The organism is Paenibacillus sacheonensis, from assembly GCF_009909195.1.
GTDB classification, from domain to species: domain Bacteria; phylum Bacillota; class Bacilli; order Paenibacillales; family Paenibacillaceae; genus Paenibacillus_Z; species Paenibacillus_Z sacheonensis.
The window spans coordinates 200,428-222,819 of the sequence record NZ_JAAAMU010000008.1 but is presented as its reverse complement, the minus strand read 5'-3'; the positions used below and the strand labels follow the sequence as shown (position 1 = coordinate 222,819).

The window sequence follows — 22,392 nt, the reverse complement described above, 5'->3', positions numbered from 1 at the left end:
AATTTTTTATACAGATAAGAAGCGAAGAGGTAAATGGGGTAATTTGTAGAATATTACAATCTAAATCTAATGGTTTTGGTGATTAATGTGCGAATAGAGAACACTTTATCGGAAGATGGGAAGAAATCGGTTGTATTGGTGGATAGTAACTACAATATAGTGGAGGAGGTCTCTTTATTTATTAGGCACCTTCAGCTAAAAGATTTTTCACTAACAACAATAGAATCCTATTGTAGGGATCTAAAGGAATTCTATAGTTGGTTGAATCAAGAGAACATTCGTTTTTTCGAAGTCAAGCCTAGAATGATGTTTTCCTTTATTGAGTATCTTGACACCAAGGTTGGTAACAATCTCAGGAAATCGCCTGCTACAATAAATAGATACCTAGCTACTTTATCCTCATACTTTCGTTTTTATGAAAATACACTTGGATTCCTTGAGTCGGGTATGGGTAACAGCAAAAATACTTCCCCACCGGTGTTTGAATCAACAGTAAAAATAAACAAAGTATCAACTAAACAAGTTTCCACAAGCTATTTTAGGAGAAAAGAAACGGATAAAAGCAGAGTAAAAAGGTTATTTCCAAACGAAATTGAATGCCTGTATGAAGCAATTACTGCAGTTCGAAAAGACCCTGGTATGCGTTCAAGGGATAAGCTAATGTTCAGAGTTATTTATGAGACTGGAATCAGAATTGGTGAGTGCTTAGGGCTCTATTTGACTGATATAGGTCAACCAGACCCTTTAAAGGAGTTTGGATCAATTAAAGTAGTTAAAAGAAATAACAATGCGTATCACATCGATCACTATGCAAAAACAATAAGCAGAACCATACCTGTGAGTATGGACTTAATTTTTGCAATTGATGATTACATCTGCAATGATCGGCCGCACCTAGAAGAATTTCAAACTCTATTTGTTAATCATCGCTCACCTAAGTCAGGGGTGTATATGACCCGAAGACCAGTCGAGAATTTTTTCGAGAAGTTATCAGAAGGGTCAGGAATAAAATGCACCCCCCATAAACTGAGGCATACTCATGGTACAGAACTAGCGGAAGCCGGCTACAATGAGCTTTACATAGCAAACAGACTGGGACATAAATCCATCCACACTACGAAAAAGTATGTGCATCTCTCCTTAGAATCACAAACAGACGCATATGAACGGTTTATTCTTAGTAGAAAATCGGTGTTGCTACAATGATTACAAGTAACGGAAAAGCGGTCAATATTAAAGAAAATGTTTGGAAAATAGACCATGTTAGTTCCAGGGGGAAATATTTAACGTTTTATTTTGACTATCTGCCGAATTACTGGTTCAAGAATGTCCATAAACAAGCAACAATCGAGTGTTTTACTAAGCAGAATCCTAAAGTAGACACATTACATAGGTATAATTATTCGTTAAAACACTTTTTTAATTTTCTTAGTGAAGCAAATAAATCTATTAAAAACTATAGTGAAGTGAACAACAATACTATTCAAGATTACATAACTTACCTAAAACAAAAAGGTATGAGTAATTCAACTGCTAATGTATGTATGGCATCTCTAAAATGGATTATTTATCACGGACAGCGTTTTGAATATGAGGAATTCCCGAAATCTGAAGTTTTTGATGGAGATGAATTTCAAGCTTTAAGAGTGGATGATTTCCTTAAGACTAAAATTATAAGTGATCAGGTATTAAAACAAATAGAAAGTGCTCTGAGTAGTGAAGAGAATGGATTGCTGAAACCTTACTTGGAAATTGGTATTGATACAGGAATTAGACTTGGTGAAGTTCTTGATTTAAAGGTCGGTTGCATAACTGAATCCTTTAATGGAACTCCTATACTCCATGTCATAAATGAAAAAAATAATTCTGAGCGATGGATACCCGTAAGCAAACGTGTTTCCAAAGCAGTAGATTGGCTCACTCGCTCTTCAGCACAAGGTAGAGAATACCTTAATACAGAGTACTTAAATATTATTAGTAAGTCGGAAGCTAAAAAAATAAGCGACCATTATGCAAGACTGACACAAAACATGTTCAGAGAAAGATTGGAAAAGTTTGTAATAAAGCATAGAATAGTTGATTCGAATGATACCCTTTACAACCTAAATTTCCATGCTTTTCGCCATACAATTGGAACTCATATGATTAACCGTGGCATGACTTCCTTTGAAATCCAAGAGTATTTAGGACATAGTTCATTACATTCCACAGCACTCTATTCCAAAGTACAAAGCCCAAAAATTATTGAAGAGCATAATAATATCGGATTTGTTGGTGTAATTGCCAGAGACGTAAAAGACAAAAGTGGCACAAATATCGAGGGAACGACTTTAAAGCAGGCTGCATTGCCTGATGGCATTTGTAGAAAACCAATTGACGGTGAAGGGTTAAATTGCAAAAGTTTCAATTTATGCCTTCTTTGTCCTAAGTTTATGACAACACCTGATTATTTATTAATCCATAAACAACATTTAGAAAGAATTGAAATGGATTCCGAAAATTATATGCGTGAAGAATACATAGGTTCCTTTGACCACCTTACAAAAGTTGAAAGTTCGTTAAAGGAGATAATAGAAAGGCTGGAGGAGATGAAAAATACAACTACAGTTTGAGAAGGACGACATAAATAGGAATAATACAATATCTAATGGTAATGAAAAGCATCAACTTAAAATAGGGAATAGTCTATTTTCGGATATAATCTGGGATTTTAATGGCCTGGTGGGTAACGAACATCAACAAGGGTCAAAACTACAAATAAAATTCAGCTATTGGGAACATAAACCCTTGATGATTACAGTCGTGAAGCAGTTTATGGTTCATGAGTTAAATACGGGCTCATTTAATACAGCACGAAGAGTGTTTGAGGGGTTGATCAGGTTCATAAAATTCCTCAACGATTACTACCCGGAGATTGAATCCTTTAAAGAAGTTAGAGAAGAACATGTTGGCTCTTACTTTAGGCATCTAATGATAACCACAAGCGAAACTTCTGGTGAGCCTTTGAGTGGGCAATCAATTATTAAGTCTGCTCAGGCACTAAAAGACATTCTACTGAAAGGAAATGTAAAGGGATGGGAAGTAGCTGAGGATGTACGCTATCTAAATAACATCTATCATGAGATTATACTTAGTAATAAGCGAGTGAAAGAGAGAGCCACTAAAAAAAAATTTGCTCCTGACAAAAGCCTAATTAATACTATTATTCGAAAAGCAGAAGAAGACCTTGAAAATGATAATTTAATGTTTGTTCAAGTAGCCGCAAGTATTTTAATTACCTCACAAACAAGTTTGAGAATTAATGAGTTTATCACTCTTAAATATGGTTGCATAGATCTTTTATTAGAGAGGCCTGTCTTAAATCATCTGAACAGGAAGCTGACAAGTGAGGATATCAATGTTGTAAAGCCTGTTAATGAGCTAGTATTGAAAGCAATACAAGCCCTTGAGAATAAAACAAGGGATTTAAGGGACAGCTCCGGATTACCATATTTATTTATAACTAAGAGTAGAAGTAAGAAGGGGTCTCCGGCACAGTTATGTTCTTATTCTAATTGGACAAAAAACTATCTACATCCTTGGCTCAATTATCATCAGCTCAAGGATGATGAAGGAAATAAACTAGATTTGACAAGTCATTCGTTTAGGCATGCATTTGCAACATATGCAATTCAGGCTGGAGCTTCAATTGAATTTGTGGCTCATATGATGGGTCATTCAAATATACGCGGTACCCAACACTACATTGAAACAATACAAGAAGATATCGATAATAAGTTTGCTGATGTTTTCAATGAAAATGCCATAATAGCAGGTAAGCAGGCATTGACTATAAAAGAAAAACTGAAAATAAGTAATCCTTTTCGAGGGAAGACAGTGGAACAAGTAAAAGCAATAAGAAAAGCTATGAAGCTACAAATTTTAAGTAATGGATTTTGTACTCATCATCCCATGACATCAAAGAAGCCTTGTGAAGGTGATGGAATGTGCCTAGGCTGTCGTAATTTTTTGACCACACCAGAATTTCTTTCTGTACACGAAACAAGATTAAATATTGTTAGAGAGCAATTAGCTGAAATAAAAGAAAAAGGACCTTATGAGGAAAAAATGAGGGTAATTGAAACTTATCTGACTGGCATTATTAGTGATTTGACCAGAAGCTGAAGAGAGTGAGTTAAAAATAATGCATCCAGTTAAAGTAATCACTTTTGAAAAAATTAAAAAAGCAATTTCATCACTAAAAAAATCTAAAGAAAGTTTATCTATAAACAAGATTGCTAAAAAAGCTGGTATTGAAAGAAAGACTATTTATAATAACTTAGACATACTGGAATATTGTAGACAAGAGATTTCAATACAGAAAGAACCAAAATCGATAATTGAAAAGATCGGTATTAATATTGAAGAACCAAAAAAACCATCTGGCAGAGAACTTCTTGAAGACAGATATCATAAACTTAAAGATGAGCTTTCTAGAGAGAAAGAAAAAAATGAGTTGTTATTATATAAAATGAATGAGTTAGTATTAGTTAATTCAGATTTACGGGCGCGCATAGATTCACTGGAACAATACATACTGCAAATGAAGGGGGGAGTAATACCACTCCACCTCAAAAAGCAAAAGCCAACAGATCCTGTCTAATTAGGGAGTTGGCTTTTGCTTTTTTAATTATCTTTTAACGCAAATATTTCTTTTAGAATCTTGAACATACTTTGCAGCTCAATAGAGCTCCTTGTCAGTAAAAGAACATTAATTTTCTCAATAATTTTCTTTTTATCTGAATTTGCTTGCTGGTCACCATTATAAAGTAGATCAACTGGATCTATTTTAAGGACTTTTGAAAGTCTTTCCAGGGTATCAAGAGAAATGTTAACCTCACCTTTTTCAATTCTCGCTATATGACTTTGTTCAATTGAAGTTAGACTACTCAATTCATCCTGAGTTAAATTTAAGGATTTCCTATATAAACGGACATTACTACCAAGGACTTTAGAAATTTTGGACACAAAACCCCCCCTTCTTTTAAGGGTAGGGCATCATTAAGCTTACCTGAAGACCATTGTTCTACATAATACCATTTGATTTTATGTATTGTAGAACATAAAATGTGGAGACAATACAGTTAGGGAGGGTTTTAATTGAGAGGTATCCTACCTAGACATTATGTTATCGAAAATGTAACTCAATATAAAATGAGAGGTAAAGTATCATACTTGGGGAATATTATCTCTACAGAAGCTTTGCAATTAACATACGTTAAGCCTTTTGATTTACCTACAGGTAAGGGGTATCAAAGACCGGTTGATTTAAAACGTTGCAAAGATTTTTCATTTTATTTATCCAATGGGGCCGATTCACTATTCACTCCGATACTTCTTAACGCAGAAGGAAATTGGGAATTTGCATCTTATGATAAACAGAGACCTGCATTCGGTCGCTTGTTGTGCAAAGCAAAAGCTTCATTAATGGATGGACAGCATAGATTAGGTGGAATAAAACTCTATGTAGATGAAACTAACACCGAAATTAATGTACCATTTCTTGCTTTTCATTATCTTGATGAAGATGAGGAAATAAAGCTCTTCGATACAATTAATACGAAGGCGAAAGGTATTGGCGTTTCGCTTAGTAAATATCTCAGAAGAACAACGGATGATACAAGTTGGATTGCCACAGAACTAATTACAAGAAGAGAGAGTCCGTTTTATTCGATTGCCTCAATTACCGGAAAAAGAAGCAATGGAAAACACGTAACACTCCAAAACTTATACACTCTTATAGACTTAATGTTTAAAACAAAAAGTGAGGCAACAAAAGAGGAAAAGCTGTACATGATTTTAACTTATTTTAGTGTAGTAAAAGAACAGTTTAGTGATGATTGGTCAAGTTATAAGGATTCCCGACTAACGCATATTGTTTGTCTAAACGCTCTTGGGATTTCAGGAATGCATTTATTAAGCCAATGTTATTCGTCAGAGAACCCAAAGCAATTAGATATTACCAAGTTAATTAAGTTAGTTCGAAAATTAAAGAAGTTTGACTGGTCGTCAAACGGACAACTGAAGTATATAAAAGGGAAGAGCGGTTCGAAGGCTTTAGCGAATGACATCATAAGTGTAAACATTTGAATAATAGGAATAGAATAGCTGCATACTACTAAAAGCTACACAGAAAATGTGTGTAAAGCAGTTAAAATGGCTTAAACAAAAGGTTTTTAATGTATTTACACAATATACAACTCACATAACTACCATTCTAAACGAAAGGACGGATGAACATGAGCTTTAAACAAAGAGATGGTGGCGACGAGCGTCCAGAACGCAAATTCGGCGGCCGTAAAGGCCGTAACAAACGCCGTAAAGTATGTTTCTTCACCGCTAACAAAATTACACACATTGATTATAAAGATACGGACTTGCTTCGTAAATTTATCAGCGAGCGCGGCAAAATCTTGCCACGTCGTGTAACGGGAACTAGCGCGAAGTACCAACGCCTGCTGACGGTCGCTATCAAGCGTTCGCGTCAAGTTGCGCTGTTGCCTTACACTACGGAATAGTATAGATGAAAACACGCAGAATGCTGCATGTCCGACCTATCGGTTGTACACACAGTCCACTCTGCTCCAGGCAGCCAATCGGCTGCCTTTTTCTTTTGCCATGGGATGGGCATGGGCCTAAAATTTTGCTGCCTGCTGTTCCGCGAAATCGCCGATAATCGGAACCTTGAACCATCTTCCCTGCAGAGCGAGGAGCATTAAGGCAATCCAAAGAATAAATGACAGGGGTGCTAGCAATAAGCCAAGAAACCAGCCGATAAACGGAAGGAAGCCGAGTACAATATTAATGACGCAGAAGAAAACCGAAAGCAGGATGGACTGCATGGCGTGAAACTTCACGAACGTGCTTCGCTTCTCCAGAGCAAGAAACAACAAACCTGTTATGAAGAAGCCCAAATAACAGAGCAGCCCGACGATCTTCGAGTCAATGCCGGTCGATGAACGATCCGGTGCAAAACGCGGTGCTTGCATAGGAGAGCCTCCCCTTCCTTATGTTACGTATGTATTCATGTGCCGGCCGATCTATGCGGAATTGCAGGATTCGATCCTGTAAACCATAACCATTGCTGGTCGTATTGTATCGTTAACGAATTGTAACTTTCCCCTGAAAACGATCGTTTAGACTGGTGATAGAGCGTTTAAATAGATGGTTGTAGACAGGAGCATGAATGTCACCATGACGAAACCCAGAAGAGCACGAAGAAATAAATGGCTGGCTGTACTGCTGATCCTCATCGTTGCAGGCGGAGCGGCGGCCTATTACAACCGCAGCGCATTGGCATTATGGGGCTTCGATACGTTTCTGTCCGGCAGCGTAGAGAAGAAGCTGGAGAAGTCGTACAAGCCGATCGAGGGACGCAAACCGGTTGAGGTGGCTTACAAGAAGGAGCAGCCTTTCTCGCTGCTGCTGCTCGGCGTCGATCAGCGGGATAAAGAGATCGGCCGTTCCGACACGATGATCTATACGGTCGTCAGGCCGATCGACGGGGCGATGCTGATGGTATCTATCCCGCGCGACACCTACGTTGATATTGTCGGCAAACGGACGAAGGCAGGCCGTCAATGGAAGGACAAGATCACGCATGCCTATGCGTTCGGCGGCGCGAAAATGTCGGTCGAGACGGTCGAGAAGTTGTTTGGCGAACCGGTTGGCCATTATGCTACAATAAACTTCAAGGGTTTTCGTGATGTCATCGACGCTATGGGCGGCATTCCGCTGCCGATCACGAAAGATCTGGTCAACGACGATGCCGATCACGAGAAGTTCGTCGTGAAGGCAGGCAAAGACGTCTACAACGGCACGGAGGCGCTTAATTACGTTCGTTACCGTGAAGATGCCGGCGGAGATACAAGCCGCGCAGGACGTCATCAGGTGTTCTTGAACGCGATTATGAACAAGGCGTCCAGCGTTGGACAGTGGACGAAAATTCCGCAAATGATGGATATCATGGGCGGCAACTTCAGCACCGACTTAACACCGGAGCATATGATTGACCTTGCGAAAAGTATGCTTCAAAGCGATAACCGCACGATTTATAGTCATACGCTGAAAGGGAACGGGCACCGCAAAGTCGCTCACGGCGCATGGTATTATTTTGCGGACGAGGAGGATTTGGCGACGACCAAAGCGCTGATTACGGCGTGGCTGGATCCATCCAAGACGAAAGCGGAGCTGCCGCTTCCGGAAGAGGCCCAAACCAAGCCTAACGTCCAAAAACCGGTGGAGTCCCTATCGGCGAAGCCGGCGGATACATCCGCGAAGCAATAAGGCAGTACGAACGCCCAGGTTCTTTCCGTACGTGAAAGAAGAAGAAGGAAGGCGGGCAGCAAACGCATGAATATTGCATTTTTCTTATTACCGAAGCAAGAAGTGGTGTGGCTGACGATGGACGCCACGCTGCGGCAGACGCTGGAGCGGATGGAGCATCACCGTTACACGGCCGTTCCGATTCTAGACCATGCCGGCGGTTATGCCGGTACGCTGACCGAGGGCGATTTGCTCTGGCACATGAAGAATAACCCGCAAATCTCATTCGATCAGACGAATAAAGTGAGGCTCTCTGACGTACAGATGCGGCTGACCAATAAAGCCGTACAGATCGACGCCAACATGGAAGACCTTGTATCCCTGGCGAAGATGCAAAATTTCGTTCCGGTGGTCGACGACATGAATCGGTTCATCGGCATCGTGCGCCGAAGCGACATTATCGATTATTGCGAAGCACTTATCGTAAATGGGATTGATGCGAAGAAAGAAATGGCAACAGGGTAAGCCGCGAGCTAAACAGCAGGAACAGCAAGCTGGACAGCACACAGCTGCCCACTGCCCCTTATAGTGACAATAGACGCCGTCCTCGGGAAGAGGGCGGCGTTTTGTATCCCGGTGACCCTGCCGCCTCCTAAACCGTCATCGAGCTGCAGAAAAGAGCGGAGAAAGAGAATCCTTCGGCCGTTGGAAGGTGTTCTGCTGGACATGGTCTCCTGTATTCCCGTGCTTGATTTATGATATAATGGGGAGTAAAGCTTAGGCTGCGCACTAGTAACTAGAGCAAGAGGTGAACGGTTTGAAGACCGGTATAAAATCTATTCTATGGAGCGCCGCGGCTCTGCTGCTGCTGCTCGCTGTCGCCGTACCGCTTGTGAATGCGCTTGTTGCCGCCGTCATGATGGTGCCTGCGGTCATCTTGTATACGACGTTATCCAAACGCTCGTTTGCCGTGCATATGGCTGTCGTATACGCGATCGGCACAGTCGTCCTCGGGCCGGCCGCCTTGATTATCGGCGTGTTTTTCTTGATTCCGTCCGTCGTCATGGGGCATCTGTACCGCAAGGGCGTTCCGGCACGCAAAGTGCTGACGGCCGTCATGCTGACGCTGCTCGGGGAGTCGCTGCTCGAGCTGCTGCTTGCCGATCTGTGGTTTGATTTCTCCTTGATTCACGAAATTCGCAGCATGATTACAGACACCATAGACAACCTGAATAGCGAGGGACTGATGCCGGGCACATGGACGGCGGAAGTTACGGAGTCGTATATTCAGAGTTTGATTCATGCCATTCCGATGGCGCTGATCGTCATATCGTTCGTCTTTACGGTCATCGCGCACGCAATCGCCGGAAAGGCGCTTCGCGCTTCCGGCCTGTCCATTCCCAAGCTGCAGCCGGCGCACAAATGGATGCTGCCGCGTTTCTTCGTCCTTTATTATTTGATCGTTCTTATGATGGATATGGCGGTGCCGACCGAAGGGACCTCCTTCATGACGGTCATGCTCCACAACTTGCTGCCGCTGATGAAGCTGGCGTTCTCCATCCAGGCGATGGGCTTCTGCTTCTACCTGGCGCACGAACGGAAATGGAACAAAGCGATCCCGGTCATTTTGTCCGTGATTGTCGCGATTTTCCCGCCGTTAAGCTTGGTCGGGGTGTTGGATGCGGCGTTCCCGATCCGAAGAGCGTTTAAGAAATCGTGACACAGGGGCGGAATTGAACATGCCGAAGTTCTTGATTAAACGATGGCACGGAATGCACCACTTGTGGGCACTCGTGCTGATGCTGTTAATGGCGATTACGCTGGCGACGTACGAATGGAAGCTGGGCGTCATTGGACTGGTGTTGGCCGGCGCCATCGGAGTCTATTCCGTCATGGCGGAGCGGGCGTTTCGCCGGGATTTGAAGATGTACCTTGGCACGTTGTCCTATCGCGTGAAGAAAGCGGGCCGCGAGGTCATCAGCGATTTGCCGTTCGGAATTATTCTGTACAACGAGGACAAAACGATCGAATGGCATAACGTGTTCATCACCAACATGATGGAACGGGATTCGATCGTCGGCGAGTCGTTGAACGATCTCTTCCCGGCGCTGTCGCAGGCGAAAGTGCGCGAAGGCACGATGGAAGCAACCATTGGCAACGCCATCTACGAGCTTAGCTTCCGCTTCGACGAGCGGCTGTTGTACGTTCGCGACATTACGAAGCAGTGGCAGCTGGCCAAGCGCTACGAAGAAGAGAAGATGGCGATCGGGATCGTCATGATGGATAACCTCGAAGAAGTGACGCAGGGCATGGACGATCAGCAGCGCAGTACGCTGCTCTCGCGGGCCACGGCCGAGATCACGGAATGGGCAAGCAAATTCCATGTGTACTTGAAGCGGCTCACTTCGGACCGGTATTTGGTCATCACGGACCAGCGCACGCTGAAGCAATTGGAGCTGTCGCGGTTCGTGCTGCTTGACGAGGTGCGGGAGATCGTCGCGGAGAACAAGATCCCGATGACGCTCAGCATCGGCTTCGCAGCCGGCGCGGAGAGCATCGTGGAGCTCGGCCATTGGGCGCAGACGAGTCTCGACTTCGCTCTGGGACGCGGCGGGGATCAGGCGGCGGTGAAGGTCGGGCAGCGCCAGTCGTTCTACGGCGGCAAGTCCAATGCGGTCGAGAAGCGCACCCGCGTGCGCGCGCGCGTCGTGGCGCATGCGCTGCGTGATCTCATGCGCGACAGCGAGCGCATCATTATCATGGGGCACAAGATGCCGGATATGGACTCGCTCGGTGCGTCGATCGGCGTGCTCAAGGCAGCGCTGCTCTTTAATAAAGAGGCGTATATCGTGCTCGAGGGCGTTAATCCCGCCATTCAGAAAATGATGGAAATGTTGAAGGAAGACGAGCGGATCATCAAGCGGATCATTACGCCTGACCAGGCGATCGGCATCGTGGACAACAAGACGCTGGCGGTCGTCGTTGATACGCATAAAGCGTCCATGGTCAAAGAGCCGCGCTTGTTGTCGATGACAGATAAGATCGTCGTGGTGGATCATCACCGCCGCGGCGAGGAATTTATTGCGAATGCGATCCTGGTGTATATGGAGCCATACGCTTCCTCCACCTGCGAACTCGTCACGGAGCTGCTTCAATATATTCACGACCGGGTATTGCTGGACGTGCGCGAAGCGACAGCGCTGCTGGCCGGCATTACGGTCGACACGAAGAGCTTCTCGCTCCGCACGGGCTCGCGGACGTTCGAAGCCGCATCGTTCCTGCGCCGCAACGGCGCCGATTCGACGCTTATTCAGCGGATGATGAAGGAAGACCTGGCTGAATACATCAAGAAGGCAGAGATGATTAAGCTCGCGGAAATCGTGTATGAACATATTGCCATTGCCGTGACGGAGCAGGGACGCCAATATTCCCAGCTGCTCATCGCGCAGACGGCGGATACGCTGCTGAATATGACGGACGTTCTGGCATCATTCGTGATCGGCGAACGGCCCGATGGCTTGATCGGCATCAGTGCCCGGTCACTCGGCCATATGAATGTGCAGGTCGTCATGGAGCGTATGGGCGGGGGCGGTCATCTGACCAATGCCGCCGCGCAGCTCGAAGGCACCGTAACGGAAGTCGCGCAGCGCCTCAAGCAGGTGCTGCAAGAAATCGAAAAGGAAGAGGGGCTATTCGAATGAAGGTTATTTTTCTGCAGGACGTAAAGGGGCAAGGCAAGAAGGGCGAGATTAAAGAAGTATCGGAAGGGTACGTGCGCAATTTCCTGTTTCCGAAGAACCTGGCGAAGCCGGCATCGGACGGCAACCTGAAAACGCTGGATGCTCAGAACGCCGCCGAGAAGCGCAAGAAGGAACAAGAAAAGACGGATGCGCAGGCGCTTGCCGGCCGCCTGGAAGCAACGAAGGTCGTCGTGAAGACCAAAGCCGGCGAAGGCGGCCGTCTGTTCGGCGCGATTACGAGCAAACAAATCGCCGAAGCGCTGGAAGCGCAGGGCGTGAAGATCGATAAACGGAAAATCGAGCTGGAAGAGCCGATTCGTACGCTTGGCGTCACGCAAGTATTGGTCAAGCTGCATCCTGAAGTGAAAGCGAAGCTGAGCGTACATGCCTCGGAAGAATAATAACGAAGGACCTAGAGGCGATAGGGATATGAGCGAAGAGCTGACGATGTTTGACCGCGTTCCGCCTCAGAACATGGAAGCGGAGCAGGCGGTACTCGGTGCCGTCCTGCTGCAGACGGAAGCGCTCATTACGGCGATGGAACGGCTGCGGAGCGAAGACTTCTATCTGCCGTCGCATCAATTGATCTATGATGCCATGGTCGAGCTCGGCGAATCCGGTCAGCCCATCGATCTCGTAACGCTGATGTCCTATCTGCAAGACAGGCAGCAGCTGGAGGAGATTGGCGGCGTCAGTTATTTGTCGAAGCTGGCCAATGCAGTGCCAACCGCAGCGAATGTAGACTATTACGCGCAAATCGTCGAAGAGAAATCGATGATGCGTCGCTTGATCCGTACGGCGACGAATATCGTATCGGATGGTTATGCGGCGGCTGACGACGTCGGCCTGATGCTGAGCGATGCGGAAGCGCGTATCATGGAGCTGTCGAACAGACGCTCCAGCAGCGGGTTCATCTCCATTCGCGACGTGCTGATGGAAGTGTTCGAGCGGGTGGAGCATCTCTATTCCAACAAAGGCGGCGCATCGGGCATTCCGTCCGGCTTCAGCGATCTGGATAAGATGACCTCCGGTTTCCAGCGCAACGATCTTATCATCGTGGCGGCGCGTCCTTCCGTAGGGAAGACGGCGTTCGCGCTGAACATTGCCCAGAACGTCGGCGTTCGCGCCCGCGAAACGGTCGCCATCTTTAGTCTCGAGATGTCCGCGGCGCAGCTGGTGCAGCGGATGATCTGCGCCGAGTCGAATGTCGACGCCGGCCGCATGCGGACAGGGGAATTAATAGGCGACGACTGGGAAAAGCTAACGATGGCGATCGGGTCGCTGTCCGAGGCGCAGATCTATATCGACGATACGCCGGGCATCACGGTAGCGGACATTCGGGCCAAGTGCCGTCGGTTGAAGAAGGAACGCGGCCTCGGCATGATTCTGATCGATTACCTGCAGCTGATCCAGGGCCGGGGCAAGGCCGGCGAGAACCGGCAGCAGGAAGTATCCGAAATCTCACGTACGCTGAAGCAAATCGCACGGGAGCTTGAAGTGCCGGTAATCGCGCTCTCTCAGCTGAGCCGGGGCGTCGAGCAGCGTCAGGACAAGCGTCCGATGATGTCCGACCTTCGGGAATCGGGTTCCATCGAGCAAGATGCCGATATCGTAGCCTTCCTATACCGGGACGATTACTACGATAAGGAATCGGAGAAGAAGAACATCATCGAGATCATTATCGCCAAGCAGCGGAACGGGCCGGTAGGCACGGTCGAGCTGGCGTTCTTGAAGAACTTCAATAAATTCGTCGGGCTCGATCGGTCGCATCAGGAACCGGGACATGCCTCCTAAAAAGGGGAACGACCTCATATTTCTATTTCCGAACAATTGTAGGGGCAACCCTGCAATTGTTCGCTTTTCGTTGACTTTACTGGACTAAAACGGTACACTAATAATGCTGCCGAGCACAGGCAGCCATTTGTTGTGTTTGTTTGCGCGCAAAACATGTAATGGGGGTATATCCATGTCAACGGTAGTTGTAGTCGGAACCCAGTGGGGAGACGAAGGCAAAGGTAAAATCACCGACTTCTTGGCGGACGGCGCTGATGTAGTCGCCCGGTATCAAGGGGGCAATAACGCAGGCCACACCATCATGATCGGCAACAAGAAATATAAGCTTACGATGATCCCATCCGGTATTTTTAACGAAAATAAAGTTTGCGTCATTGGCAACGGCATGGTCATCAATCCATCCGCACTCATCGACGAAATCAATTATATACATGATAACGGGTTCTCTACGGAAAACTTGAAAATCAGCGATCGCGCTCATCTGATCATGCCGTACCACCTCGTGCTGGACGGTTTGGAAGAAGAACGCAAAGGCGATAACAAAATCGGTACGACCCGCAAAGGGATCGGTCCTTGCTATATGGATAAAGCGGCGCGTAACGGTATTCGCGTGGCGGATCTTCTGGATGCCGAAGAATTCGAATCCAAGCTTCGCCGTCTCGTGACGGAGAAGAACCAAGTCATCGAACAAGTATATGGCGGAGAGAAGCTGGATGCGGACGAGATTCTAGGCCTGTACCTCGGCTATGCGGAGACGCTTCGTCCTTACGTCACGGATACGTCCGTCGTACTGAACGATGCGATCGACAGCAACCAACGCGTTCTGTTCGAAGGCGCGCAAGGCGTCATGCTGGATATTGACCAAGGCACCTATCCGTATGTCACTTCGTCCAACCCGACCGCGGGCGGCGTATGTATCGGATCCGGCGTGGGCCCTTCCAAGATCCAACAAGTTATCGGCGTTGCGAAAGCCTACACGACGCGTGTCGGCGACGGTCCGTTCCCGACGGAACTGAGCAACGAAACCGGTGACTGGATTCGCGAGAAAGGCCATGAATACGGTACCGTAACGGGCCGTCCGCGCCGCGTCGGCTGGTTCGACACTGTCGTCGTCCGTCACGCGCGCCGTGTCAGCGGCATTACGGGCTTGTCCCTGAACTCGCTGGACGTACTGTCCGGACTGGAAACGGTTAAAATCTGCACGGGCTACAAGCTGCGCGGAGAAGTCATCGAGCATTACCCGGCCAGCCTCAAGCTGATCTCCGAGTGCGAAGCGGTCTATGAAGAGCTTCCGGGCTGGAGCGAGGATATCTCGAACGCGAAGACGCTGGCGGACCTGCCGGAAAACACGCGCCGCTATGTGGAGCGCGTCTCCGAGTTGACGGGTATTCCGATCGCGATCTTCTCCGTCGGCCGCAACCGCGAGCAGACGAACCCGGTAGCGCCGATTTATATCTAAATAACGCATATGCGTGAGGGGGGCGAGCAATCGTCCTCCTCTTTTGATTTTTAACGGGAATCGGTGAATGCTTCGTCCGACGGATGCCCATACTAAGAAGTATGGGCGAAATGCCCTTGCCAATCTAGTCGCCAAAGCCGATTGCTATGCGTTTGCGTTGCGAGACTCGAATGCAGCATTTTGCTTTTGATAGGCGGCAGCAGCAAAGGGTGATAGGAATGTGGAAGATAACAGGGAAAGTAGCGGCCGCCTTCGGGAAGCTCGTCGCGGCAGCGCTGCTCATCAGTTTTCTGTCGATCTGGACGACGGGCTATGTCGTGAACAGTTACGTGGAGACGCTGCTGAAGCAGTTTCATATCCCGCTGGAGGAGCAGCCTTTCGCGCTCAGCGGCTTGTGGGGCGAAATGTGGGGATCCGATCCGGTTGCCAAGCAGGATTCGGACTCGAAAACGAATACGGCGGACGCTTCATCCAGTAACGATGATTCGTCCGGCAAGGACGATTCGTCGGACAACAGCAAGCCGGCCGATTCTTCCGCGGGCAGCGGAAGCGGAAACGACGGCAGCCAAGGATCGGCTTCGGCAGAGAATGGCGCAGGCGGAGGTGGGAACGCGGACGATTCGAAGGACGCGTTCAGCGATTTGACCGACGGGCAATTGAGCGACATCGGCGGCGGAACGGGACCGAAGGGGAACAGCGGCGCGTCTTCCGGACAAGGCAGCAGTGCGGGTACGGAGAGCGGCGGCACCGGCACGGATGCAAGCGGATCCTCGTCGAAGGACGAAGTGGCGATGTCGACGGACGAGATCAATGCGGCCAAGTCGCAGATGAGCGAAGCGGACAAGGAGCAGCTGTTCAACGACATGATGAAAAAGCTTCCCCAGGATGCTTGGCAGCAGATATCGGCGATGATGGAGGAAGGGCTGACCGCAGAGGAAATGACGAAGGTGAACCAGTTGATGGCGCAATATTTGGACCGGGAAGAGTACGATAAAATGTCGTCAATTCTGAGCAAATATTAATGTCGTGTAAAAGGGCGTCCGGTTGAACCCGCCTGTCGCGTTATGTTAAAGTAGGAATCGTGGCCTGATAATGTAGAAATTTCATTGTCGGATCTGATCACTTTAAGGAAGCATAACGCGAAAAGGAGACGATCATGACCTTTTTTACGGACAAGGGTCGATTCCGAAAAGCATGGAATTCATTCCGGCAGACTTTTCGGCGCGTAGGGCCCAATCACATTCATTCGCAGTCTGATATAGAGCACAATTCTCCCACGCATCCGCGTACGCAGCGAAAAAAACCGCTTCTGCTTACAGGAGGCGCAGCCGTCGTGCTTGTCGCCGCCGTCTTGAGCGGAACGCACTACGTGAAGGCACATACAGTAGACTATCTCGAGGTATACCAAAACGGCAATTTGATCGGCGAGGTCAGTTCCAAGGCGCAAGTAACGGAGCTGATTGGCAATGTGCAGAAGAAGCTGGAGAAGGAAAATCCTGATCTACATATGGTGCTGGATACGGGTAAGATCACATATGGGGATAAAAGCGCTTACAATGCACATCCGGAAACAACCGCAACCCTGCAGAAGCTCGAAGGGCTGTTCGTCAGCCATGCGACGGGCGTCGCGCTCGTCGTAGACGGCAAGCAGGTCGGCGTCGTGAAGGATAAAGCGACGGCAACCGCGCTGCTCAATCGGGTACAGGGCAAATACGCGCCCAAGACCAAATCGGCGAAGACGGAAGTAACGGCACTCGCTTATTCGGCCGACGGCAGCATGAAGTCGAGGACGGCGCTCAAGTCGGTGAAATTCGTCGAGAAGATCGCGACGAACGACGCCGACGTGCAACCGACCGACATTGCCGATCCGGAGCAGCTCTACCTGCAGCTCATCAAAGGAACGGTGAAGCCGAAGTCGTACACCGTCCAAGAAGGCGACTGCGTCGGCTGCGTCGCGCAGAAATTCAATATTTCGCCGCAGGTTATCTATGAGCGGAACAAATGGATCAAGGATGATATGATCAAGGTCGGCGACGTGCTCGATTTGACCGTATTGCAGCCGGAGGTAACGGTCCAGACGGTCGAGAACGTGACCGAAACGGAATCCATCGAGCCGAAGACGGTCTTTCAGAAGAACAGCAACATGAAGTCGGGCGAACAGAAGATCATTCGCCAAGGGCAGAGCGGCAAGAAGCAGCTTGTCTACCGGCTGGTGAAGGAGAACGGCTACCTGATGAGCGAAGAGCTGATCAGCGAGGTCGTGCTCGAGCCTTCCGTGCCGGCGATTATCATGAAGGGCACGAAGGTGAACCTCAGCGAGGGCACCGGACAATTCGCGTGGCCGGTCACCGGCCACCGTTTAACGAGCTTCTTCGGAATGCGCTGGGGCGCGCTGCATCGCGGCGTGGATATGGTCGGCAGTCATACGATTATGGCTGCGGACAACGGGGTTGTTACCTTCACGGGAACGCGCCCGGGGCTCGGCAATTGTATCATTATCGACCATAAGAACGGGTATGAGACTTGGTACGGCCACTTGAGCAAGATTTCGGTCAAGAAGGGCCAGACCGTCAGCCAAGGTTCAACCATAGGCATCATGGGCAATACCGGCCATTCCTTCGGCACGCATCTGCATTTCGAAGTCCACAAGAACGGTCAGCTGCAGAACCCGCTTAAATATCTATAATCTGGAAAGCTTATCGTTGAAACACCGCCCGGCTCCTTGGCCGCGGCGGTGTTTTGTTGTGTAAGGGGATATATGGGCCGAAAAGGCGCCAATTCGCCGTTATTCGCCTAAATCTCCCCTGATATGAGGGAACTTTCATTGGGAACGCGCATGGCTACTATGGTAGAATAAAGGGAGATTGCTTAATCGACAGGCGGTGTAGCGATGCACGGAAAAATACTAGTGGTCGACGACGAACAACCGATTGCGGATATTATAAAATTCAACCTCGAAAAGGAAGGCTACCAGGTCATCTGCGCGTTCGACGGCGGAGAAGCGGTGCGGCTGGCATTCGAGGAATTACCCGATTTGATATTGCTGGACCTGATGCTGCCCGTGAAGGACGGCATGGATGTGTGCCGCGAGGTGCGTACCCGGCTGCAGACGCCGATCATCATGCTGACGGCCAAAGACACGGAACTGGATAAGGTGCTGGGTCTCGAGCTCGGCGCCGACGATTACGTGACGAAGCCATTCGGCACGCGCGAGCTGCTGGCCAGGGTGAAAGCGCATTTACGCCGGACGAAGAACGAGTCTGCCGCCGCTGCCGTCGCCGGAAGCGCCTCGAGCGCGGATGCCGCCGGAGCGGACAAGCAGGGTCTCGCGATTTTTAATTTGTTTATCGATACGGATATGTACGTGGTATACAAGGACAATGAACCGCTTGATCTGACCCACCGCGAGTATGAGCTCGTGTACTACTTGGCGCGCAACAACGGCAAGGTGATGACGCGCGAGCATCTGCTGCAGGCTGTCTGGGGATTCGAGTATTTCGGCGACGTGCGTACGGTGGACGTGACGATTCGGCGGCTTCGCGAGAAGATCGAGGATGATCCGAGCCGGCCGGAGTATATTTTGACCCGCCGCGGCCTGGGCTACCTCATGCGCAATCCGAAATCCGGAGGTTTCGGCTTCGGATGAACGGGGGCATACGCTTTTTCCGCACCATTCAAGTCAAGCTGATTATTATCTACGTGCTGCTGATCTTGATTGCGATGCAGCTGATCGGCGTGTATTTCATTAGCACCATGAAGACGTCGCTGACGTCGAATTTCACGAACAATATGAACGAGCAGGCGAACCTGCTGACCGATATCGCGGCGCAGACGCTGTCCAATCAGCCGGAGAAGCCGGGCAATCCCGGCGAACAAACGCGCGAAGAGTACCTCGGCATGCTGGTGAGCAACCTGTTCAGCATTAACGAAGCGGAGATCCAAGTGATGGACGTGAGCGGCAAGGTGCTGGCGACATCTTCGCAATCCCATCAATCGTATATCGGGAAGAAAAATACGTCGCTTGCGGTCAGCCGCGCGCTGCAGGGCATTCCGGACAACGAAGAGGAAATCATCGACGAAGACGGCCAGCGCAAGAAGATAATCGCAAAGCCGGTCGTATATAGCGATAAAATCGTGGGTGCGGTGTATCTGATTGCATCCATGAAGGACTTATACCGCACGGTAGACCGCATTAACCGGATCTTCATGTCGGGGATGCTGTTCGCGCTGGGACTGACGGGCGTGCTTGGCATCCTGCTGGCGCATACGATCACGAATCCGATCAAGGCGCTCACGAGGCAGGCTGCGGGCGTTGCCGAAGGGCGGTTCGACCAGCAGGTGCCGGTGCTTGGCGATGATGAAATCGGGCGCCTCTCCGAGGTGTTCAATAATATGACGATGCGGCTGCGCGACGCATTATCGGCTAACGAGGAAGAGAAGGAGAAGATTGCTTCGATTCTCTCCAACATGAGCGATGGCGTCGTAGCGGCGGACGAGCGGGGTATCGTCATTATCTCGAATCGCCGGGCGCGCGAGATGCTGCGCAGGGACGATTGCGAGGGCATGAGGCTGAACGAGCTGTTCCGGATCGACGAATCGCCGCTTGCGTCGCTTCCTAGAGGAAGCGATCAGCCGGCGGTGATCTATCATCTGCAGTCCGAGGGCGAAGAGGACGAGCTGCTGCGGGTAACGTTGACGCCGATCCATCGCCGGGAGCACGGCATCTCCGGCACGATCGCGGTGCTGCAGGATATTACGGAGCAGGAGCGATTAGAGCAGTCGCGGCGCGAGTTCGTGGCGAACGTCTCGCACGAGCTGCGCACGCCGCTCACGACGATCAAGAGCTATGCGGAAGCGCTGGACGAAGGCGCGATGGACGAGCGCGAGCTCGGACAGCGGTTCGTGGGCGTCATTCGCAACGAGACGGAGCGGATGATCCGGCTCGTGACCGACCTGCTGCATCTGTCGCGGCTTGATTCTAACCAAGGGCTGCTGCGCAGGCAGCAGACGAACGTGCCGGAAATGCTGGAAGAGGTGGCGGACCGCTTCTCTTTCCAAATGCGCAAGAAGGCGATTCGGGCGGCCGTGCATGTCGAGGACGGTATCACGACGGTCTGGCTCGACCGCGACCAAATCGATCAAGTGCTCGATAATCTCGTGTCCAACGCGATCAAGTATACGCTGGACGGGGGACGTATCGAGATCACGGCGCGCAGGGTGCATGCCCGCGCGGCAGGAACGGAGTTTACGACCAGGGGCAGCGGAGCTGACGACCAAGGTAGGTTGAACGCCCGAGCCGACAATGAAGCGGGCGACCAGGGGCGGCAAGGGCCGCCTTCGATCGCGATCAGCGTGAAGGATACCGGTATCGGCATTCCGAAGCGGGATCTGGGCCGGATTTTCGACCGGTTCTACCGGGTGGACAAGGCCCGCTCGCGGAGCATGGGCGGCACGGGTCTCGGGCTTTCCATTGCCCGGGAAATCGTCAAAGCGCACGGCGGAACCATCGCGCTCGATTCCGAGTTGAACGAAGGCACGACGGTCACGGTTGTTCTACCTCTGATTACCGGAGGTGAGACGGCATGATCGACAAGGCGAAGACGCTGCTGCTCACCGCACTGGTCATTCTAAGCCTCGTGCAGAGCTATCTGCTCGCGTACAGCATGCCGGGTCTCGGCGTAACCAAATCGCCGCAGCAGGGCTATCTGCCATCGGAGCCGATCGGAGAAGAGAGCAAGGTCGAGAACGTGATTTTTCCGGAGGATATGGTTCTTCACTTGGGTAAATCAAAGCATACGGTGCTGTATCCGGCATCGAATTTCTATAATCTGATCTTCGGCAAGATCAAAAGCCGGGAGTTCAAGGGCTTCCAGCGCATGACATCCGCTTCGGTCGATTGGGACGAGATCCGCGACCGCGACCAGGGGCTGGAGCTTCGTTTCGCGCGCGGGGTTCCGATGGAGCTGCTCAGCAAGGTGCTGAAGCTGGAAGGCGATACGCCGTTCATGAACGACGTGGTGAACCGCATCTGGATCTATAAGAGCAGCGATCGGGACGAAGTCAGAACGTACTTCTTCAGCGCCGACAAGCTGACGGTCTACGAGTCGGTCAAGGCTGACTTGACCGCGCAGGACGTACAGATGTACGTCGGCTACGGCGAGTATCAAGTGAATTACAAGCGGCTTGGCAACGACATCTATCTGCCGGAGGGACCGGTGGAGTCGAGCGCGACGATCGTCGGGTTCGACAGCTACACGACGGAAACGATGCAGAGCTATACGTTCCTCGATCCGGGCGTGACGCGGGCGATCAGCGACCGTAACGGTTCGCAGATCTATACGGACGGCAAGCGCGGCCTGCAGATCGAACAGAATGGACGCTGGCTCAGCTATACGGATTCCGTGGCGGCCCAAGGGCAGGGCGATAACGAGAGCGAGAACGTGTATTCCGCCATTCAATTCGTCAATCAACACGGCGGCTGGGACGGCTTGCACCGGTTCGTGTACGCCGATCAGTTCGGGGATGCGCAGGTGCTGAAATTCCAGCAATACTACGGCTCGTACCCGCTCGTACCGATGGATCCGTTCTTGTTCGGCAACATGAAGCTGCGCCTGCAGGATGGTACCGTCTCGGAGTTCGAGCGGTCGATGCTGACGCTTAAGAAGAAGCCGGAGCAGCGCAGCGTTCGTTGGCTGCCGGGCGGAGAGATGCTTGCGGACGCGTTCGCGAACTATCCGCGCAAGGCGGATGTCGTGGCGGTCTATCCGGCGCTGCTCGTTACGCCGTCCAGCGACAACTCGCTTGCGCTGGATCCGATCTGGGCGGTGCGCTTCAACGATGATTCGCAGGAGAAGCTCCTGGACGCGATACCGGGCGGGTATAAGCCGCTTCCGGGCGAGCCGGGCGGCGCTGCGCTCGCCGCGAAGGAATCGGGGAGCGGCTCAGGGTTGGGCGCGGGCTCGGGACTGGGCGGCGGCACGGCCATGAATAACCTTTACGGACAAGGCGGGGCCGCGCAGGAATAGCAAGCAGGCGGGCGAATAGTGCCCAATGGTCGCAGCGCAGGTATAGATGCTCAGGTGGAGGCGTTGTCGG

The 22,392-nt window shown here is 50.0% G+C and carries 20 protein-coding genes; 18 read left to right on the top strand and 2 right to left on the bottom strand.

The genetic code is table 11. The annotated features are described in order from the left end of the window. Positions 1-138 precede the first annotated feature (138 nt). From GT003_RS17555 to GT003_RS17540, 4 genes are all read left to right on the top strand, one after another. A complete protein-coding gene (locus GT003_RS17555; RefSeq protein ID WP_338046003.1) occupies positions 139-1,206 on the top strand; it encodes a tyrosine-type recombinase/integrase in 1,068 nt (355 codons plus the stop codon). Further along, a complete protein-coding gene (locus GT003_RS17550) occupies positions 1,203-2,612 on the top strand; it encodes a tyrosine-type recombinase/integrase (RefSeq protein WP_161700115.1) in 1,410 nt (469 codons plus the stop codon). The genes GT003_RS17555 and GT003_RS17550 overlap by 4 nt, the downstream gene beginning before the upstream one ends. A gap of 109 nt (positions 2,613-2,721) precedes the next feature. Then, positions 2,722-4,164 carry a tyrosine-type recombinase/integrase gene (locus GT003_RS33035; RefSeq protein ID WP_161700113.1) on the top strand — a complete coding sequence of 481 codons (1,443 nt, stop codon included), beginning with the start codon at positions 2,722-2,724 and terminating at the stop codon, positions 4,162-4,164. Between the two features lie 19 nt (positions 4,165-4,183). Further along, complete coding sequence (locus tag GT003_RS17540; RefSeq protein ID WP_161700111.1) at positions 4,184-4,642, top strand: HTH domain-containing protein; 459 nt, start codon at positions 4,184-4,186, stop codon at positions 4,640-4,642. 23 nt (positions 4,643-4,665) lie between these two features. Here the strand turns inward: GT003_RS17540 and GT003_RS17535 are convergent, their stop codons facing one another. After that, the gene (locus GT003_RS17535) at positions 4,666-5,007 is read right to left on the bottom strand and encodes a helix-turn-helix domain-containing protein (RefSeq protein ID WP_161700109.1); all 342 of its coding nucleotides are present in this window, start codon (positions 5,005-5,007) and stop codon (positions 4,666-4,668) included. A 132-nt stretch (positions 5,008-5,139) separates the two neighbouring features. Here GT003_RS17535 and GT003_RS17530 point away from each other — a divergent pair, with 132 nt between their 5' ends. Further along, complete coding sequence (locus GT003_RS17530; protein ID WP_239566035.1) at positions 5,140-6,129, top strand: DGQHR domain-containing protein; 990 nt, start codon at positions 5,140-5,142, stop codon at positions 6,127-6,129. Between the two features lie 149 nt (positions 6,130-6,278). Then, complete coding sequence (gene rpsR / locus GT003_RS17525) at positions 6,279-6,557, top strand: 30S ribosomal protein S18 (RefSeq protein ID WP_090574546.1); 279 nt, start codon at positions 6,279-6,281, stop codon at positions 6,555-6,557. Positions 6,558-6,674: 117 nt separating this feature from the next. On the opposite strand, the gene GT003_RS17520 is transcribed toward rpsR, so the two are convergent. Beyond that, positions 6,675-7,028 carry a DUF4870 domain-containing protein gene (locus tag GT003_RS17520; protein WP_161700107.1) on the bottom strand — a complete coding sequence of 118 codons (354 nt, stop codon included), beginning with the start codon at positions 7,026-7,028 and terminating at the stop codon, positions 6,675-6,677. Between the two features lie 205 nt (positions 7,029-7,233). Between GT003_RS17520 and GT003_RS17515 the strand changes: the two genes are divergently transcribed. The 12 genes from GT003_RS17515 (at position 7,234) to GT003_RS17460 (ending at position 22,322) form a co-directional block, all read left to right on the top strand. Beyond that, on the top strand, positions 7,234-8,325 hold the full coding sequence (locus GT003_RS17515) for an LCP family protein (RefSeq protein ID WP_161700106.1): 1,092 nt from the start codon (positions 7,234-7,236) through the stop codon (positions 8,323-8,325). A gap of 66 nt (positions 8,326-8,391) precedes the next feature. Further along, on the top strand, positions 8,392-8,829 hold the full coding sequence (locus GT003_RS17510; protein WP_161700104.1) for a CBS domain-containing protein: 438 nt from the start codon (positions 8,392-8,394) through the stop codon (positions 8,827-8,829). Between the two features lie 292 nt (positions 8,830-9,121). Further along, the gene (locus tag GT003_RS17505) at positions 9,122-10,024 is read left to right on the top strand and encodes a DUF2232 domain-containing protein (protein WP_170312253.1); all 903 of its coding nucleotides are present in this window, start codon (positions 9,122-9,124) and stop codon (positions 10,022-10,024) included. 19 nt (positions 10,025-10,043) lie between these two features. Next, positions 10,044-12,005, top strand: a complete 1,962-nt coding sequence (locus tag GT003_RS17500) for a DHH family phosphoesterase (protein ID WP_161700100.1) — start codon at positions 10,044-10,046, stop codon at positions 12,003-12,005. Continuing rightward, on the top strand, positions 12,002-12,445 hold the full coding sequence (gene rplI, locus GT003_RS17495) for a 50S ribosomal protein L9 (protein ID WP_161700098.1): 444 nt from the start codon (positions 12,002-12,004) through the stop codon (positions 12,443-12,445). Before GT003_RS17500 ends, rplI begins: the two co-directional genes overlap by 4 nt. A 28-nt stretch (positions 12,446-12,473) precedes the next feature. Beyond that, on the top strand, positions 12,474-13,838 hold the full coding sequence (gene dnaB / locus GT003_RS17490; protein WP_161700096.1) for a replicative DNA helicase: 1,365 nt from the start codon (positions 12,474-12,476) through the stop codon (positions 13,836-13,838). 172 nt (positions 13,839-14,010) lie between these two features. Further along, positions 14,011-15,297 carry an adenylosuccinate synthase gene (locus tag GT003_RS17485; RefSeq protein WP_161700094.1) on the top strand — a complete coding sequence of 429 codons (1,287 nt, stop codon included), beginning with the start codon at positions 14,011-14,013 and terminating at the stop codon, positions 15,295-15,297. 218 nt (positions 15,298-15,515) lie between these two features. Continuing rightward, complete coding sequence (locus GT003_RS17480) at positions 15,516-16,319, top strand: hypothetical protein (RefSeq protein ID WP_161700092.1); 804 nt, start codon at positions 15,516-15,518, stop codon at positions 16,317-16,319. 311 nt (positions 16,320-16,630) lie between these two features. Beyond that, positions 16,631-17,983 (top strand): peptidoglycan DD-metalloendopeptidase family protein, encoded by a 1,353-nt coding sequence (locus GT003_RS17475; protein WP_338046001.1) that lies wholly within the window; start codon positions 16,631-16,633, stop codon positions 17,981-17,983. Positions 17,984-18,187: 204 nt separating this feature from the next. Then, positions 18,188-18,943 (top strand): response regulator YycF, encoded by a 756-nt coding sequence (yycF, locus tag GT003_RS17470; protein ID WP_161700088.1) that lies wholly within the window; start codon positions 18,188-18,190, stop codon positions 18,941-18,943. Continuing rightward, on the top strand, positions 18,940-20,883 hold the full coding sequence (locus GT003_RS17465; RefSeq protein ID WP_161700086.1) for an ATP-binding protein: 1,944 nt from the start codon (positions 18,940-18,942) through the stop codon (positions 20,881-20,883). The genes yycF and GT003_RS17465 overlap by 4 nt, the downstream gene beginning before the upstream one ends. After that, positions 20,880-22,322: a YycH family regulatory protein gene (locus GT003_RS17460; protein WP_161700084.1), complete on the top strand. Its 1,443-nt coding sequence runs from the start codon at positions 20,880-20,882 to the stop codon at positions 22,320-22,322. Before GT003_RS17465 ends, GT003_RS17460 begins: the two co-directional genes overlap by 4 nt. Positions 22,323-22,392: the final 70 nt, after the last annotated feature.

Excerpts from the sequence above, each read along its gene's own strand:
- GT003_RS17550 (WP_161700115.1), top strand. The coding sequence starts at position 1,203 with ATGATTACAAGTAACGGAAAAGCGGTCAATATTAAAGAAAATGTTTGG.
- GT003_RS17540 (WP_161700111.1), top strand. The coding sequence starts at position 4,184 with ATGCATCCAGTTAAAGTAATCACTTTTGAAAAAATTAAAAAAGCAATT.
- rpsR (WP_090574546.1), top strand. The coding sequence starts at position 6,279 with ATGAGCTTTAAACAAAGAGATGGTGGCGACGAGCGTCCAGAACGCAAA.
- GT003_RS17520 (WP_161700107.1), bottom strand. The coding sequence starts at position 7,028 with ATGCAAGCACCGCGTTTTGCACCGGATCGTTCATCGACCGGCATTGAC.
- GT003_RS17515 (WP_161700106.1), top strand. The coding sequence starts at position 7,234 with ATGACGAAACCCAGAAGAGCACGAAGAAATAAATGGCTGGCTGTACTG.
- GT003_RS17510 (WP_161700104.1), top strand. The coding sequence starts at position 8,392 with ATGAATATTGCATTTTTCTTATTACCGAAGCAAGAAGTGGTGTGGCTG.
- GT003_RS17500 (WP_161700100.1), top strand. The coding sequence starts at position 10,044 with ATGCCGAAGTTCTTGATTAAACGATGGCACGGAATGCACCACTTGTGG.
- rplI (WP_161700098.1), top strand. The coding sequence starts at position 12,002 with ATGAAGGTTATTTTTCTGCAGGACGTAAAGGGGCAAGGCAAGAAGGGC.
- dnaB (WP_161700096.1), top strand. The coding sequence starts at position 12,474 with ATGAGCGAAGAGCTGACGATGTTTGACCGCGTTCCGCCTCAGAACATG.
- GT003_RS17485 (WP_161700094.1), top strand. The coding sequence starts at position 14,011 with ATGTCAACGGTAGTTGTAGTCGGAACCCAGTGGGGAGACGAAGGCAAA.
- GT003_RS17480 (WP_161700092.1), top strand. The coding sequence starts at position 15,516 with ATGTGGAAGATAACAGGGAAAGTAGCGGCCGCCTTCGGGAAGCTCGTC.
- yycF (WP_161700088.1), top strand. The coding sequence starts at position 18,188 with ATGCACGGAAAAATACTAGTGGTCGACGACGAACAACCGATTGCGGAT.
- GT003_RS17465 (WP_161700086.1), top strand. The coding sequence starts at position 18,940 with ATGAACGGGGGCATACGCTTTTTCCGCACCATTCAAGTCAAGCTGATT.
- GT003_RS17460 (WP_161700084.1), top strand. The coding sequence starts at position 20,880 with ATGATCGACAAGGCGAAGACGCTGCTGCTCACCGCACTGGTCATTCTA.